Consider the following 15,671-nt stretch of genomic DNA (forward strand, 5'->3'; position numbering starts at 1 on the left):
TTGTTACCCTTTAAATTCTTTTTTTACATCTTTCGCTGCATCTTTAACATCTTCTTTTGCTTCTGCAGCTTTTTCAGGAACATCTTTGGTGGTTTCTTTTGCTTCATCGACACCAGCAGAAACAGTTTCTTTGGCCGCTGCCGCAGAATCTTTAACGTCAATATAGATATCTTCTGCTGCATCTTCGGCAATTTCACCTAAATCTTCTGCGTGATCTTGAGCATCGTCAGCTGCTTTTTTAAATTGATCAGATAAATCACCTGTTTGTTTTTTAAAGTTATCAAGCATGTCGCCAGAAACACCTTGTGCTTTATCCAATGAATCTTTTGTTTTTTCTTTGACAGAACCTGCCAAATCAGAGGCTTGATCTGATAAAACGCCGGCTTTTTGTTTTGCGATTTCTGTTAATTCTGTTCCTTTTTGAACAGCATAATCTGTGTAATCTTGCGCTTTGTTTTTTAAATCATCTGTTTGATTTGATAAATCATCACGTAATTCTTTACCTGATTTTGGTGCAAGTAATAATGCGGCAACGGCTGCTGCTGTTCCACCAATTACTGCTCCTAAGAAAAATCCGCCTTTTTTAGCCATAAAAATCTCCTCCAATTAGTTATTTGTTTTTTTATTTTTTGAACGCATTGCTCTAAAAGCAGAACCGCCTACTTTACTCACTAAACCAGCTTTCGCTGTGCTTTTCCCTACGGTTCCTACCTTTGTAATCAAATGTTTACTTGAGGTGTTCAATTCAGAGACACTTTCGCTTAAATCAGCAACGGCCGTAAACAACGGATCAATCGTTGCCACTTTTTGATTCACATCTGTCAATAGTTCATTGCTTTTAACAAGCAAGCCTTCCACTTGGCGACTCAATACATTCACATCGCTAGTCACGACTTTGATTGTTGTATTTGTTTCATCAATTGTATCTTCAATTTTTGAAACAACTTGAGAAACTTTATATAACACAAGTACTAAAAAGATGACTAAAACAACAAATGCTACCGCTGCAATTAAGGCAGCAATTTCCCCACCTGACATATCATTACTCCCCTCTGAAATTTTATTTATAATCTTAGGATAACACCAACTTATATTTTTCACAACTCATAAAGCTAAGAATGACAATTTATTTTATAAAATTCTCATGCCCTTTTCTTTAAGAAAATAAGCGTAAAATTTCCTTCTAACGAATTGAAATTTTACGCTTATTTTTATTTATTTTTCTTTTGGTTGCTCTTTTTTCGCTAATTGAGCACCTAAATTAATAATGTATTCTCGTAAATTATCTTTTACTTCTGGATGAGTCAAACCATATTCAATGCTTGTTTTCATAAACCCAAATTTATCGCCAACGTCGTAACGTTCTCCTTTAAACTCACGAGCAAAAACGCGTTGTGTTTTATTTAAAGTGTCAATCGCATCTGTTAACTGAATTTCGTTACCAGCGCCTGGTTTTTGATTTTCAAGTACATCAAAAATTTCAGGGGTTAATAAATAACGGCCGATAATCGCTAAATCACTTGGTGCTTCCTCAGGTTTTGGTTTTTCAACAAAGTTCTCGACATTGTATAGTCCTTTTTCGATTTCTTTTTCTGGATTGATAATACCATATTTTGAAGTATCTTCATGGGGTACTTTCATTACCGCAATTGTCGAAGCATGTGTTTGTTCGTAATCATCCATTAATTGTTTCGTTAATGGCACTTTATCTTCCATTAAATCGTCGCCTAACATCACGACAAAAGGTTCATTGCCAACAAATGCTTTCGCTTGTAAAACAGCGTGACCTAAGCCTTTCGGATGGGATTGACGAATAAAATGTAAATTAACATCCGTTGTTTCTTCGACTAATTTCAATAAATCGGTTTTATTTTTTTCTTTTAAATTATTTTCTAATTCAACATTTGAATCGAAATGATCTTCAATCGGACGTTTGGCTTTGCCTGTCACAATTAAAATATCTTCGATTCCTGAAGCTAGTGCTTCTTCTACAATAAATTGAATCGTTGGTTTATCAACAATCGGTAACATTTCTTTTGCCATCGCTTTAGTAGCCGGCAAGAAACGTGTTCCTAACCCAGCTGCTGGAATAACTGCCTTTTTAACTTTCATCTTTTTTCCTCCTAAAAATCAAGTGTAAATTCGTTTTCGGTTTTGCCATCGCGCAACATGATTTCTTTTGCTGCTTGTTGTACATCTTCGTCATTGTACAAGACATTGTAGATTGTTTCTGTGATTGGCATTTCGACTTCTAGTTGTTGTGCCAATTCATAGGCTGCTTTAGTTGTTGAAACACCTTCCACAATCATGCCCATGTTTTCTAAGACTTCATCTAACTTATGGCCTTTTCCTAATAAATTACCCGCACGCCAATTTCGAGAATGGACACTTGTACAAGTAACAATTAAATCCCCAACACCACTTAAACCAATAAATGTTAATGGGTTTGCTCCCATCGCAACCCCTAAACGACTAATTTCTGCTAAACCACGAGTCATAATTGCCGCTTTGGCATTATCACCAAAGCCTAAGCCATGAATCGCTCCGGCGCCCAAAGCAATAATATTTTTTAAGGCCGCCCCTGTTTCTACACCAATCACATCATCATTCGTATAAATTCTAAAGTAATCATTCATAAACAACTCTTGCACATACACAGCGTCTGCTAAATTTTCGCTTGCTGCTGTAATGGTTGTAATATCATGAACAGCGACTTCTTCTGCATGGCTTGGACCAGATAAAACCACAATCCCTTGCCGTTTTTCTGCTGGAATCTCTTCCGCTATCACTTCTGAAATCCGCTTATGTGTACCTTGTTCGAGCCCTTTACTTGCATGAATAATAATTGGTTTTGTTTTTAAATGTTGGGCCACTTCTTGTGCTACTGAACGAATGGCTTTAGTTGGTACCACAAACAGTACCGCATCAACATCTACTAAAGCAGTGGCTAAATCAGTGGTTGCCTGAATTGAAGTAGGTAAGATTAATTCTGGTAAATAATGTTTGTTGGTATGTTTTGTATTTATTTCATCGATTTGCTCTGGTTTATTTCCCCAAATACAGACCTCGTGTCCATTTTCGGCTAATACTTGAGCTAAAGCTGTCCCCCAGGAACCTGGTCCTAAAACAGCGACTTTTTGTTTCATCGGTGAAACTCTCCTTTCGCTAAACAACGTTGCTTCTCTAGTTTACCATATTCTTCGATCAAGTTGGATTAAGAAGTTGTTATTTTTTTCTTTTGTTTCTCCCGATTGTAAAATTTCAAATTGGGATTTCTTCTACGAACGATCACAATAACAATTGCTGCCACGAACATCACTAAAGACAACAATTGTGAGACACGAATATTACTAAACGCATACAAACTGTCCATCCGTAACCCTTCGATGAAGAAGCGGCCGAAAGAATACCATATTATATAACCTAAAAAGACTTCGCCTTCTTTTAAAAAGTGTGGCTTTTTGCGTAATAACACTAAAACGATAAAGCCTAAAACATTCCAGACAGATTCATATAAAAATGTTGGCTGATGATACGTTCCGTTGATATTCATGTTATCAATGATAAACGTTGGTAAATGGAGATTTTCTAAAAATTGTCTGGTGGTCGCTGGCCCATAGGCTTCATGATTCATAAAGTTGCCCCAGCGACCAATTGCTTGCGCTAAAATCACACTTGGTGCAGCAATATCTAAAAAAGTCCATGTAGAAATGAAACGATGACGCGTAAAGAAAAACAGCGCCAGTCCCCCACCAATAAGACCACCATAAATCGCTAAGCCACCATTTCGAGTAAAGAAAATTTCAATCGGATTGTCTACATAGTCTTGCCATTGAAAAGCGACGTAATACAAGCGCGCGCCAACAATTGCTGCAGGTAATCCCCAGAGCATAAAGTCAAAGACATCATCTTCTTTTAAACCAACACGAACGGCTTCACGACTACTTAGCCAAACAGCTAAAGCAATCCCTGAAACAATAATAATTGCATACCAATAGACGGGAATACCGAAAAGGCGAAATGCAATTGAATTTACTTGAGCTAACATCATCACATCTTCTCCTTCTATTCTCCTGAATTTTCTTCAATCAAACGGGTTAAGCGCTCTTCGAACGTTTTTGTTGCATCATAGCCCATTGTTTTCGCGCGGAAGTTCATTGCTGCCACTTCAATAATAATGGCCACATTTCGGCCGGTCTTAACAGGAATACGAATCTGAGGGACATCAACGTTAGCTATTTCAACCATTGCATCATCACTACCAAGACGATCATATTTCTTGTCTTTTTCCCATGCCTCTAAATAAACGACCAATTGAACTTGCATAAAGCCGCGGACCGCACTAGCTCCAAACAGGTTCATAACGTCAATAATTCCGATACCACGAATTTCAATTAAATGCTGCAAAATTTTTGGTGGCTCTCCAACCACGGTTAATTCATCTTGCTGATAAACATCGACACGATCGTCTGCGATTAGCCGATGTCCACGTTTAATAAGCTCTAAAGCTGTTTCACTTTTACCAATACCGCTATCTCCTTGAATCAAAACACCAAGTCCATAAACATCAACTAAAACCCCATGGACACTTGTCCGAACAGCTAAACGGCCATCTAAATAACTGGATAGTTCCCCTAGTAAACGGGAAGTTGAAATCGGTGAACGTAATACAGAAACCCCATTTTCTTTTGCTGCTGTAATTAATTCTTCGGGGATTTCTAGTCCTCTGGATACTATAAAGGCTGGAGTATCTTTCGCACATAAACGGCGCATCACTAATAAACGCTCTTCAGGCATCATTCGTTCCGCAAAGGTAATTTCTTTGCTCCCAAATAATTGTAAACGGTCATGGGAATAATAATTAAAATACCCAGTTAATTCTAAACCTGGCCGGGAAATTTCACCAGTTTTAATTGTTCTATTTAAGCTTTCTTCATCTCCGTATACTACTTCTAAAGAAAGATTTTCTACCAGTTGATAAATCTTTACCACTTCTGTCATATCGAATGTCAGTCCTTTCTGCTACTTGTTATATTTTATCATTTAAAAATACAAGTTTCTAGCTATTCACTAGATAATTCCTAGAATTATCATATTTCAAAAAAATGAAACTATTTTTCAGTGAAATTACCTATGCTATTTCTGTTACTTGACTATTTCAGAAAACTTTGTATACTTGAAGCCGATCCTTTTAAGAAAAGAGGAAACTTATGAAAGAATATTTAAAGGAAAAAGCCCATCAATTACCGTTAACACCGGGTGTTTATTTAATGAAAGACGCAACCGACACAATTATTTATGTGGGTAAAGCCAAAAAATTAAAAAATCGCGTGTCGAGCTATTTTATTAATAGTAATCAACATTCTCGAAAGACGATGCGTTTAGTCAAACAAATTATAGACTTCGATGTTCTCCATACTGACACAGAATTGGATGCACTCCTCCTAGAATGTCAACTGATTCAACAGTATCGACCGCGTTACAATCGCCAAATGAATGCTTATGAACAATATTCTTATGTATCGGTAGCCGTTAATGAGCGGCAATTAGAGATTAAACTCTTAAATATTCCCACTAAAAAGAACTGTTTTGGTCCTTATTCGATTCGTCGAAAATTAAACCGTTTAAAAATAATTTTGGATAGTATCTACGATCTCGTCCCAACCAACTATTGGCATCAAACCTTTCAAAAAGAGAGTGCCATTCCGACCGAACTATTTCAACAAGAATTGTTCGACTTTTTCCATAATCAAGGACGAGAACCAATCAAACGAATTGCTCAACAAATGCAAGAAGCTGCTGAAAAACAAGCCTTCGAAAAAGCGGCAAAACTCAAAGAAGATTGGCTCTTTCTGACGCGCTTTGCAAACCAAAATCAACGAATTAGTCAAGCTAACCAACGAGATTGGCAACTGATGTGGTTACCTTGTCAGAAAAAAATCAAATACTATTTAATTTACCAAGGCTTGGTGGTAGCAACACGTGTTGTAACTAAACAAACGTTTCAAAAATATTCACCGCTTGAACTAGCAAAAAAAATCATGCCCAAAAAATCACCGAAAACAATTGAGCATTACTCGAAGCAACAAGTTGATTTTTTAAACATTTTATATGGCTATATCAGCCGTCATCCAGAATGTCACCTAGAAAATTTAACCATCGAAAAAGCCTGAAGAACGCATTTTATGCTACGTTCTTCAGGCTTTTTTATTCATATTTAGATAAATTGTGATCCGTAACGATCGTATTGACAATTGACATAATTACAGCCATTAGCACCGCTGCCCAAAAACTTGAGAAGCCAAAGTTCATTTCCCCCACAAAAAACGAGGTCATTTGTAAAATCGCTGCATTGACAACAAAGCTAAATAGACCAAACGTTAATAAAGTAAATGGGAGCGACAAGATTGTTAAGACTGGTTTCACCAACATATTTAGGATTGAGAGAACAAAGGCGGCAATAATTGCAGGCATTATGCCTCTCACATGAATCATGCCAGGAAAAACAACTGATAAAGAAATGAATGTCAGTGTATTAACAACCAATCGCTGAAAATATGTCATTAAAAGTCACTCCATTCGTCATCATCAATTTTTTCCGCTTCTTTACGTTGCTTTTTATTGGCAGCATAAGGATTTTCATTGCGAACATTTCTATTATAAGGATTTTGATGGCCGTAGCCGCGATCGCTTCCTGTTCTTCCAGAAGGGATCAAAACTGCTAAGGCAATGTATAAGAGAATGCCTGGAAATCCTGCTGAGAAAAAGCTGAGCAAGACATAAACGACACGAATAATTGTTGGGTCAATTCCTAGCCAATCAGCAATCCCAGCTAAGCTTCCTGTTAAAACCACGTTATTCGGAGATTTTGTTAGTTTTCTTTTCATATGTTTTCACCTCGTCTACTAAATTTTACACTAGAAAGGCTGATTCGTCAGCCCATCTAGCTTAAAATTATTAATTATTTATCCGTATCTTTTAGGAAAATACTTCCCGTTGTTGTAGAAGCATTAATTTGAGCCATTGATTCTTCCAGTACACGTCTAAAATGTAATTGTTGATTGCCGCGATCTTTCTTTTCACGAACAACTTCAATATCTGTTAAACGGCTGTTAATACTACCTAAATTCGTTTTCACTTGCCCTTCAACGCCTAAGTCATTTGGCAAGGCCAACTTGATATTCCCATTTGCAGAGCTTGCTTCAACACGGCGAAGCGTTTTTTCTTTAGCTGTAATGCGGATATCTCCATTAATCAGAGAAACACTTAGACTTTCTGGTGCCGCGGAAATAGACACATCACCATTGACTGTTTCAATAATGTTATCTAAAATCGTTCCTTCTAGGACTTTAATTTCACCATTCACGCCTTCAATTTCTAACATAGTTGCATCAATTTTTTTAAACGTAATCGTCCCATTCGTTGATTTTGTGTAAACATCTTTCGCTGTTAACTCTTCTACTAAGACATTTCCGTTTAATAATTTAACAGATACATGATCGTAAGTGCGTTTTGGTAAATAGAACGTTAAATCTGCTTTCACCCGTTTGTTTGGCACTTGGAAAGAAATCGTTTCATCATCCACATCAATGTCACTTCGTTCTAAGAAAGCTTCCATTGGTGAATCTCCTGCCATTTTACCATATAATTTGATTTTTGCTTCGACTTTCACATCTTCTTGATCCCAAGTTTTGAAAACCACGGTACCATTTGCTACCTTGACATCAATTAAACTTGCTTGTGGATTTGGATAGTTAAACTCATGTTCAAACTTAGTTGTTGCCACACCAGGAACTTTCATTTTAATGTCTTTCCATTCCACATTATCATTCATGGTATCACTGAAAGAATTAAATGTTTTTTTCAAGAATTCTCCCACTTGGCCGCCAACTTCGGCAACTTTGCCGCCGACTTGGTTAAAGGTGTCTGTGGCTTGATCTTTCCACTCTTCAGAGAATTGAGAAGAAACTTTTTCTTTTGTATCATTCCATTGACCTTTCCATTGTTCTTTACGAATGTTTTTTAGTTCTTCTTCCAGTGCTGTTTTTTCAGTACTTTGAGTCGCTAATTTTTCTTCTAATTGTGCAAGTAAAACGTGCAAGTCTTTTCGTTGAACTTGTTCATCTTCTGTTAATGCATCTAATTCTTCTTTTGTATCTAATGTTCCAATTTCTTCTGCGACTTCTTTAATTTCTTCTTTGATGCCGGCAATTTCTGCGTTGACTTCGTCCAATTCAGCCGAAGCACGATTGGCTTTTGTTGCTAACTCATCAAGAATTCTTTCTAAGTTTTCACGATCTTTTTCTGCACTGTCCTGTGTATTTTCTTCAAACGAATCAACAGTAGGTCCTTCTGATTCGCCTTTTTCTAATGCATCCATTAAATCTGCGACTTGATCTTCTTTATTTGTTGTTCCAATATTTTGTGTATCAACTTTTTCAGCAGCTTTTTCGATTTGTTTTTCATCTTTTTCAGTTGCCATATTTTCTAATAAAATTAACGCTTCTTCTGACGTTAGAATACCTTTTTTCACTAATTCTAATACGCGTTCTCTTTCTTTCATGGATATTGCCTCCTTAGCAAATTTTTCACTCAATAGTGTTTTCCTTACATGCATTATTATGCCTTGTTTTTGATCATTTGTCATAGGACTTAAGAACGATTTCTTCTCATTAGTAAGGACTAGTTTTATAAAATCAGTTCATTTTATGCTAAAAAAACTAGGAATTGGTCTAAAAAAGGCCGTCTCCTAGTTTTTTTATTTGTTTTTCTTAAAATTGTTCGTCACGATTACTATTCAATTCGGTAATTTTACCAGTTGCCAAGTAAACAATCCACTCACAAATATTTGTGACATAGTCGCCAATTCTTTCCAAGTATTGTGCCACATGTAGATAATCAGTTCCGCTAATGACCGTTTCTGGATTAGCTTTCATTGCTTCTACGGCATGTTTGTAAATACTATCGAAATATTCATTAGTACGATCATCCATTTGTGCAATCATTCGTGCATCTTTTTGATCCGTTTTAACATAGGCGATTAAAACATTATCCACCATTTTTTTCACATAATCAGACATATCTGAAATTTCTTTTTCGATTTCAGGAATACGTGTTTCTCCTTTTAAGCGAATCGTTGATTTAGCAATTGAAACGGCATGGTCCGCCATTCTTTCTAAATCCGAACTAGCTTTCATAACAGTAATAATCATACGTAAGTCTGTTGTCACTGGTTGTTGTAATGCAATCATTTCAAAACTCTTTTTCTCAAGTTTGACTTCCATATCATTAATTTCAATATCGCGATCAATCACTTCTTGAGCCAATTTTTTATCATGATTAATATATGCCTTAACAGATTTATGGACGGCACTACTAACCATCATACCCATTTCATAAAATTGATTGTGCAGATTCAATAGTTCTTCTTCAAATTGTGTCCGTAACATTCTTTTTCCCCCTTTTAACCAAATTTACCAGAAATGTAATCTTCTGTTTGTTTTTCTTTTGGATTTAAAAATACTTTTTTCGTGTCATTAAATTCAATTAAATCACCTTGTAAAAAGAAGGCCGTTTTATCAGAGATCCGTGATGCTTGTGACATATTATGTGTCACCATAATCATGGTATATTTCTCTTTTAATGTTAACAGCATGTTTTCAATTTTACCACTAGAAACTGGGTCCAAGGCGCTAGTTGGTTCATCTAATAAAATAATATCTGGTTCCACAGCTAAAACACGAGCGATACAAACCCGCTGTTGTTGTCCACCAGAAAGTGAAAGTGCACTTTTGTGAAGTTTATCTTTGACATCCTCCCAAACGGCAGCTGCTTTCAAACTGGTTTCAACTGCTTCATCTAAGACTTGCTTGTCTTTGACTCCTTTTAGGCGCAAGCCATAAATCACATTTTCATAAACCGAAAATGGAAATGGATTAGGTTGTTGGAAAACCATCCCAATTTCTTTACGTAATTCAACGTTATCTGTTTTCGGTCCATAAATATCTTTTCCTTTATAGACAACACTTCCAGTAATAGTTACATCTGGAATTAAATCATTCATACGATTCAAGCAACGTAAATACGTTGATTTCCCGCAACCAGAAGGACCAATCATGGCAGTTAATTCTCCTTGATTAAAAGTTAAATCAATGCCTTTCAATGCTTCTTTTTTCCCGTAATATAAATGTAAATCTTTTGATGAAATAATTTCTTTGCCCATCTTGCTCCTCCTAACCAAAATGTCCTGAAACGTAGTCTTCCGTTGCTTGAATTTTTGGTCGTGTAAAGATTTTTCTTGTATGGTCGTATTCAATGACTTTGCCCATATAGAAGAAAGCTGTATAGTCACTAATCCGCGCCGCTTGTTGCATGTTATGTGTCACAATGATGATCGTGTAATCATCTTTTAAATTCACTAACGTTTCTTCAACCGTTCCTGTTGAAATCGGATCTAACGCGCTTGCCGGTTCATCTAACAATAAAATATCTGGTTTCATCGCAATTGCCCGAGCGATACACAAACGTTGTTGTTGCCCACCAGACAGAGCTAAGGCGCTTTTGTTTAAGTTATCTTTCACTTGATCCCAAAGTGCGGCTTGCTTCAAACTTGTTTCAACGATTTCATCTAATTTTTTCTTATCCTTTTCACCATGCTGTTTCAATGCGAATGTGATATTTTCATAGATAGATTTACTAAATGGATTGGGCCGCTGAAAAACCATGCCAATGCGTTTTCTCATTTCGTAGACGTCAACTTCTTTCGTATTGACATCGACATCTTTATACATGATTTTTCCAGTAACACGTGAATTGGCAATGCCATCGTTCATACGATTTAGCGAACGTAAATACGTGGATTTACCGCAACCAGAAGGTCCAATTAAGGCGGTTATTTTGTTCTTTTCAAATTGCAAATCAACACCTTTGATAGCCTCATTGTCCCCGTAAAAGACATGTAAGTCTTCCGTGTGTAACGCAATCGGGTCTTTTTGGCTATCTAGTTGAAGTAAATGGGTATCATTTAAATTGTATTCTTTCATGCTAATTCCCCTAACATTAAGCTGATGTCATTCTCTTATAAAGACGGTTGCCGATAAAGCGAGCGCCGAAATTGAAAAGTAAAACTACTAAAATTAACACAGCGGAGGCACCTGCTGAGACCGCAGCGCCATCTGGCATCGTTCCTTCGGTATTAATTTTCCAAATATGCACAGCCAACGTTTCCGCTTGACGGAAAATACTAATTGGACTTGAAACGCTCAATGGATTCCAATTACTGAAATCTAAGGCAGGTGCGCTTTGTCCTGCTGTATAAATTAGCGCAGCGGCTTCACCGAAAATCCGACCAGAACTCAAAATAACACCTGTCAAAATTCCTGGTAACGCTTCTGGCAAAATAACTTTTTTAACTGTTTCCCAACGTGAAAGACCTAAGGCTAACCCCGCTTCACGCTGTGTATAATGAATGGCTTTCAAAGATTCCTCAACATTTCTAGTCAATAATGGTAAGTTAAAAAATGTTAATGCTAACGCACCTGATAAGATTGAAAAGCCATATCCGATTTGTACAACGAAAATCAAGAAGCCGAACAGCCCGACAACAACGGAAGGCAATGAACTTAAAATTTCAATCGAGGTACGAATTAAATCAGTTAACCAATTCTTTTTCGCATATTCCGATAAGTAAATTCCAGCACCCAATGAAATTGGAATACTAATAATCATTGTAATCAATAGTAAATATAGTGAGTTGAAAAGCTGAATACCAATCCCACCACCAACTTGATAGGCTCTGGATGGTTGTGTTAAAAATTCCCACGAAATATGAGGAATTCCTCTAGCTAAAATGTAAATCAGTAAGGCCGCCAAAATTAAAACAATGACGCCAGATACGGCATATAAGATACCTGTTGCGATTTTATCTGCTTTTTTTGCATTCATTATTTTAAGGCTCCTCTCTTACCGATAATTCGGATAACAATGTTGAATAGTAAAGACATCAACAATAGAATCAAGGCTAAAGACCAAAGAACGTTGTTTTCAACTGTTCCCATAATTGTATTCCCAATCCCCATTGTCAAAATACTTGTTAGTGTCGAAGCTGGTGTTGTCAAACTAGTTGGCATCACAGCTGCATTTCCGATTACCATTTGGATTGCTAAGGCTTCACCAAACGCACGAGCCATACCAAAGACAACCGCAGTTAAAATACCAGGCACAGCTGCCCGCAAGACAACTTTATAAATCGTTTGCCAACGCGTAGCACCAAGCGCCAACGACGCTTCACGATAATGTCGAGGCACAGCTTTTAATGCATCTACGGTCATCGTAGTAACCGTTGGTAAAATCATGACAAATAGCACAAACGTACCAGCTAAAATACCGAAGCCAGTTCCGCCAAAGATTGAACGGACAAAAGGAACAATGACAGATAAACCAATAAATCCATAAACAACAGAGGGAATCCCTACAAGTAATTCAATAACTGGTTGTAAAAATTTCGCTCCTTTTTTAGGTGAAATTTCTGTCATAAAAACAGCCGCTCCAATCGCAAATGGCGTCGCAACAATCGCTGACAAAAACGTTACAATAAAGGAACCCGCAATCATTGGTAAAGCCCCAACCATGGGTTTACCGTCTGCGCCGATATCACTTGGGTTCCAGTTTGTTCCAAATAAGAAATCAAACACGTTAATCTTATCTTTAAAGAATGTAGCAAGTCCTTTACTTGCAACAAAATAGAAAATTGAAACAACCACTGCTACAATTAAGGCAATACATAGGAAACTAATAAATTTCCCTCGTTGCTCCATCTTGGCTCTTTTCGATTTTGTTAATAATTTTTTCTGTACATCTTCCAAGAATATTTCCTCCTCAAACAATCCAACTTTTACAGATAAAAATAGTGTACCTTTTTTACATCAATTTGTTTTTAATAACATGTAAATTTTATGTTAAGTTTGTAAATTTTGTGTTAAGAGAATTATTTAATGACATTTCCTTGCCAATCCCGTTCAATTTCCATTTTCGAAACAGGAATATACCCTAATTGACCAATCACACGTTCTTGGATATCATCTGACAACATAAAGTCTAAAAACTCTTTGGTTAAATCACTTGGATTTTTACGAGTGTACATGTGTTCATAAGACCAAATAATCCATTTATTGTTCATTACATTTTCATCTGTTGGCTGAACACCATCAATACTTAACGTAGCTACTTCATCAGTAACATATGAAAATGCGGTATAACTAATCGCTCCTGGTGTATCAGAAACAATGGAACGAACCATGCCGCTGGAATCTTGTTCTTGCGCACGAATGGCTGTTTTATCTCCCAAGACCCACTTTTCAAAAGTAGCGCGCGTACCACTACCGGCCGCTCTGTTCAAAATAACAATTTTTTGGTCTTTCCCGCCAAGTTCTTTCCAGTTTGTTACTTCACCTAAAAAGATTTTCTTTAAATTTTCCATTGAGATATCTTTGACACCGACATTTTTGTTAACGATTGGTGTAATCCCAACGACAGCAACTTTATGATCAATTAAGTCTTCCGCTTTGATGCCCTTTTTCTCTTCTGCAAATAAATCAGAATTACCAATGTCTACCGCGCCAGATTGGACTTGACTCAAACCTGTTCCGCTTCCGCCACCTTGGACATTAATAAATCTTCCCGGATTTTGACTTTGATATTCCTCACTCGCTGTCTCTACTAATGGTTGTAAAGCTGATGAGCCTACCGCTGTGATGGATTCACCACGATCAATCCATTTTGCACATCCTGTCAAAGTAAGTATACTTGCCAAACCAATAAATAATAGCAATCTTTTTTTCATCGATTCATTATTCCTCCAATTAATTTCAATCTATTCTATTTTACCATTATATGTAGGACTTGAAAATTATAAGTTATCAATTTGTTGGTACAACTGAGAAAACTCTTAAATTAAATAACAAGTATTTTAAAACTAAAACAAAAAAAACTCTCCAAAATGGAGAGCTTTTTTTCGTTTAAATTTTCAAGAAACGACGCATTGAAATAACTGAACCTAGTGATCCAATAATCATTCCTGTTGCAATCATTAATAGATTAACTTTCCAGATAAAATCTTCTGGACGAATTAATGAATAATTCGAACGCAATAACTGCGGGTTAAACATGTTATAAACTTGATGGTAGCCTAACGTCATAATAATGACTGGCACGATTGCGCCAATCAACCCAATCCAAGCACCTTCTAAGAAGAACGGCCAACGAATGAAACTGTTTTTGGCTCCTACAAGACGCATAATTTGGATTTCTTTTTGACGAGATAAAATCGTAATCCGAATAGTGTTGGAAATTAAGAACACTGCAACGAATAAAAGTAATGCAGCAGCTGCTAAGCCCCAAGTTCGAACGGTTTGAGCGATTTTAAAGATTTTGTCTGAATTTACACCACCGTAATCGGCTTTAAAAACACTTGGGAATTTAGCTGCTTGTTTCGCAATATCTTTCGTGTCTTCTGGTGTTTTTGCACGGACATAATACACGTCGTATAATGGGTTACTGTCGCCTTCGAAAAGATTCCAGGCATCCCCCATTTGTTCTTGGATTTTTTTCAATTGTTGATCTTTGTTTGAATAAGAAATATCTTCAACATTGTCTAATCCTTTAAGTTGTTTTTCTAATGTTTTCATTTCATTTTGTTTTGTACCAATATCGACAAAGACAGACACTGTCACGTTTTTTTCGATATCATCAGCAAGTTTCGTTGCATTAAAAATAACGCCCATAAAAATACCAACTAAAACTAATGTAATTGTAACCGCACTTGCTGAAGCAACAGTCATCCAACCGTTCCGTTTTAAACTTTTGATACTTTCAAATAAATGAGAAAAGAATGTTCTAATCATCGTAGCCGTATTCTCCTTCCACTTGGTCACGGATAATGCGACCATTTTCAATGGCAATAACACGGTGACGAATCGTATTTACAATTGTACTATTATGCGTTGCCATCACGACTGTTGTTCCTTGTGCGTTAATCCGGTCCAACAATTTCATGATTTCCCATGAATTCTCTGGATCTAAGTTTCCAGTTGGTTCATCGGCAATTAAAACTTTCGGTGTATTTACGATTGCTCGTGCAATGGATACCCGTTGCTGTTCCCCACCAGAAAGTTCGCTTGGAAAAACACGTACCTTATGTTTTAGACCGACTAAATCTAAAACTTCCATCACGCGTTTTTTGATTTCGCGAGGACGTCGTCCGATAACTTGCATCGCATAGGCCACATTCTCATACACAGTTTTCTTTGGTAATAGTTTATAGTCTTGGAAAACGATGCCGATTTCACGACGTAAATAAGGAACTTCTTTATTTTTTATTTTCATTAAATCATGACCTGCAACTGTCAAATTACCTTTTGTTGCTTTTTCTTCACGATACATTAATCTAATAAAGGTTGATTTCCCTGCACCTGAGGGACCAACCACATAGACGAACTCGCCTTGGTCAATCTCTACTGAAATATTTCGAATCGCTGTTGTACCATTCGAATATTTCTTCATTACATCTTTCATTTCAATCATGGCGTTCTCTCCATCTCTTTTTTCTTCAATCCTACTCATTATAACATGTCAATATTGCAAACTTCTTGCATTAAGTTACATTTTTATTTCAA

18 protein-coding genes are annotated in these 15,671 nt (G+C 36.7%); 1 reads left to right on the forward strand and 17 read right to left on the reverse strand.

Annotated features, from left to right (window positions below):
* Positions 1 to 3: 3 nt before the first annotated feature.
* The 6 genes from IGJ04_RS02305 to hprK form a co-directional block, all read right to left on the reverse strand.
* On the reverse strand, positions 4 to 591 hold the full coding sequence (locus IGJ04_RS02305; RefSeq protein WP_002381831.1) for a YtxH domain-containing protein: 588 nt from the start codon (positions 589 to 591) through the stop codon (positions 4 to 6).
* A gap of 15 nt (positions 592 to 606) precedes the next feature.
* Positions 607 to 1,038 (reverse strand): DUF948 domain-containing protein, encoded by a 432-nt coding sequence (locus IGJ04_RS02310; RefSeq protein WP_002364066.1) that lies wholly within the window; start codon positions 1,036 to 1,038, stop codon positions 607 to 609.
* 177 nt (positions 1,039 to 1,215) lie between these two features.
* Positions 1,216 to 2,112 (reverse strand): UTP--glucose-1-phosphate uridylyltransferase GalU, encoded by an 897-nt coding sequence (gene galU / locus IGJ04_RS02315; protein WP_002357314.1) that lies wholly within the window; start codon positions 2,110 to 2,112, stop codon positions 1,216 to 1,218.
* Positions 2,113 to 2,123: 11 nt separating this feature from the next.
* Complete coding sequence (locus IGJ04_RS02320) at positions 2,124 to 3,146, reverse strand: NAD(P)H-dependent glycerol-3-phosphate dehydrogenase (protein WP_002357312.1); 1,023 nt, start codon at positions 3,144 to 3,146, stop codon at positions 2,124 to 2,126.
* A gap of 68 nt (positions 3,147 to 3,214) precedes the next feature.
* Positions 3,215 to 4,048, reverse strand: coding sequence for a prolipoprotein diacylglyceryl transferase (gene lgt, locus IGJ04_RS02325; RefSeq protein WP_002381830.1), 834 nt, complete (start codon positions 4,046 to 4,048; stop codon positions 3,215 to 3,217).
* A 17-nt stretch (positions 4,049 to 4,065) separates the two neighbouring features.
* Entirely contained in the window at positions 4,066 to 5,001 is a 936-nt protein-coding gene (hprK, locus tag IGJ04_RS02330; protein ID WP_002357309.1) for an HPr(Ser) kinase/phosphatase, read from the reverse strand.
* Positions 5,002 to 5,210: 209 nt separating this feature from the next.
* Between hprK and IGJ04_RS02335 the strand changes: the two genes are divergently transcribed.
* Complete coding sequence (locus tag IGJ04_RS02335) at positions 5,211 to 6,173, forward strand: GIY-YIG nuclease family protein (RefSeq protein ID WP_002357308.1); 963 nt, start codon at positions 5,211 to 5,213, stop codon at positions 6,171 to 6,173.
* Positions 6,174 to 6,207: 34 nt separating this feature from the next.
* Here the strand turns inward: IGJ04_RS02335 and IGJ04_RS02340 are convergent, their stop codons facing one another.
* The 11 genes from IGJ04_RS02340 to ftsE all read right to left on the reverse strand — a co-directional run bounded on the left by IGJ04_RS02340 (position 6,208) and on the right by ftsE (position 15,579).
* Complete coding sequence (locus IGJ04_RS02340) at positions 6,208 to 6,564, reverse strand: phage holin family protein (RefSeq protein ID WP_002357307.1); 357 nt, start codon at positions 6,562 to 6,564, stop codon at positions 6,208 to 6,210.
* The gene (locus tag IGJ04_RS02345; RefSeq protein WP_002357306.1) at positions 6,564 to 6,887 is read right to left on the reverse strand and encodes a PspC domain-containing protein; all 324 of its coding nucleotides are present in this window, start codon (positions 6,885 to 6,887) and stop codon (positions 6,564 to 6,566) included. Before IGJ04_RS02345 ends, IGJ04_RS02340 begins: the two co-directional genes overlap by 1 nt.
* 74 nt (positions 6,888 to 6,961) lie before the next feature.
* Positions 6,962 to 8,563, reverse strand: coding sequence for a daptomycin-sensing surface protein LiaX (gene liaX / locus IGJ04_RS02350; RefSeq protein ID WP_002360155.1), 1,602 nt, complete (start codon positions 8,561 to 8,563; stop codon positions 6,962 to 6,964).
* Between the two features lie 208 nt (positions 8,564 to 8,771).
* Complete coding sequence (phoU, locus tag IGJ04_RS02355; RefSeq protein ID WP_002357304.1) at positions 8,772 to 9,449, reverse strand: phosphate signaling complex protein PhoU; 678 nt, start codon at positions 9,447 to 9,449, stop codon at positions 8,772 to 8,774.
* A 14-nt stretch (positions 9,450 to 9,463) separates the two neighbouring features.
* Positions 9,464 to 10,222 carry a phosphate ABC transporter ATP-binding protein PstB gene (gene pstB, locus IGJ04_RS02360; protein ID WP_002357303.1) on the reverse strand — a complete coding sequence of 253 codons (759 nt, stop codon included), beginning with the start codon at positions 10,220 to 10,222 and terminating at the stop codon, positions 9,464 to 9,466.
* 10 nt (positions 10,223 to 10,232) lie between these two features.
* Positions 10,233 to 11,042, reverse strand: coding sequence for a phosphate ABC transporter ATP-binding protein PstB (pstB, locus tag IGJ04_RS02365; RefSeq protein ID WP_002357302.1), 810 nt, complete (start codon positions 11,040 to 11,042; stop codon positions 10,233 to 10,235).
* Between the two features lie 16 nt (positions 11,043 to 11,058).
* Positions 11,059 to 11,943, reverse strand: coding sequence for a phosphate ABC transporter permease PstA (pstA, locus tag IGJ04_RS02370; RefSeq protein WP_002357300.1), 885 nt, complete (start codon positions 11,941 to 11,943; stop codon positions 11,059 to 11,061).
* Positions 11,943 to 12,863, reverse strand: coding sequence for a phosphate ABC transporter permease subunit PstC (gene pstC / locus IGJ04_RS02375; protein ID WP_002357299.1), 921 nt, complete (start codon positions 12,861 to 12,863; stop codon positions 11,943 to 11,945). Before pstC ends, pstA begins: the two co-directional genes overlap by 1 nt.
* 122 nt (positions 12,864 to 12,985) lie before the next feature.
* Complete coding sequence (locus IGJ04_RS02380) at positions 12,986 to 13,840, reverse strand: phosphate ABC transporter substrate-binding protein PstS (protein WP_002357298.1); 855 nt, start codon at positions 13,838 to 13,840, stop codon at positions 12,986 to 12,988.
* A 175-nt stretch (positions 13,841 to 14,015) separates the two neighbouring features.
* On the reverse strand, positions 14,016 to 14,900 hold the full coding sequence (gene ftsX, locus IGJ04_RS02385; RefSeq protein WP_002364071.1) for a permease-like cell division protein FtsX: 885 nt from the start codon (positions 14,898 to 14,900) through the stop codon (positions 14,016 to 14,018).
* Complete coding sequence (ftsE, locus tag IGJ04_RS02390; RefSeq protein WP_002361935.1) at positions 14,893 to 15,579, reverse strand: cell division ATP-binding protein FtsE; 687 nt, start codon at positions 15,577 to 15,579, stop codon at positions 14,893 to 14,895. Before ftsE ends, ftsX begins: the two co-directional genes overlap by 8 nt.
* Positions 15,580 to 15,671 lie beyond the last annotated feature (92 nt).

The sequence above is a fragment of the Enterococcus sp. AZ050 genome (assembly GCF_051715085.1).
Classification (GTDB): Bacteria; Bacillota; Bacilli; order Lactobacillales; family Enterococcaceae; genus Enterococcus; species Enterococcus faecalis.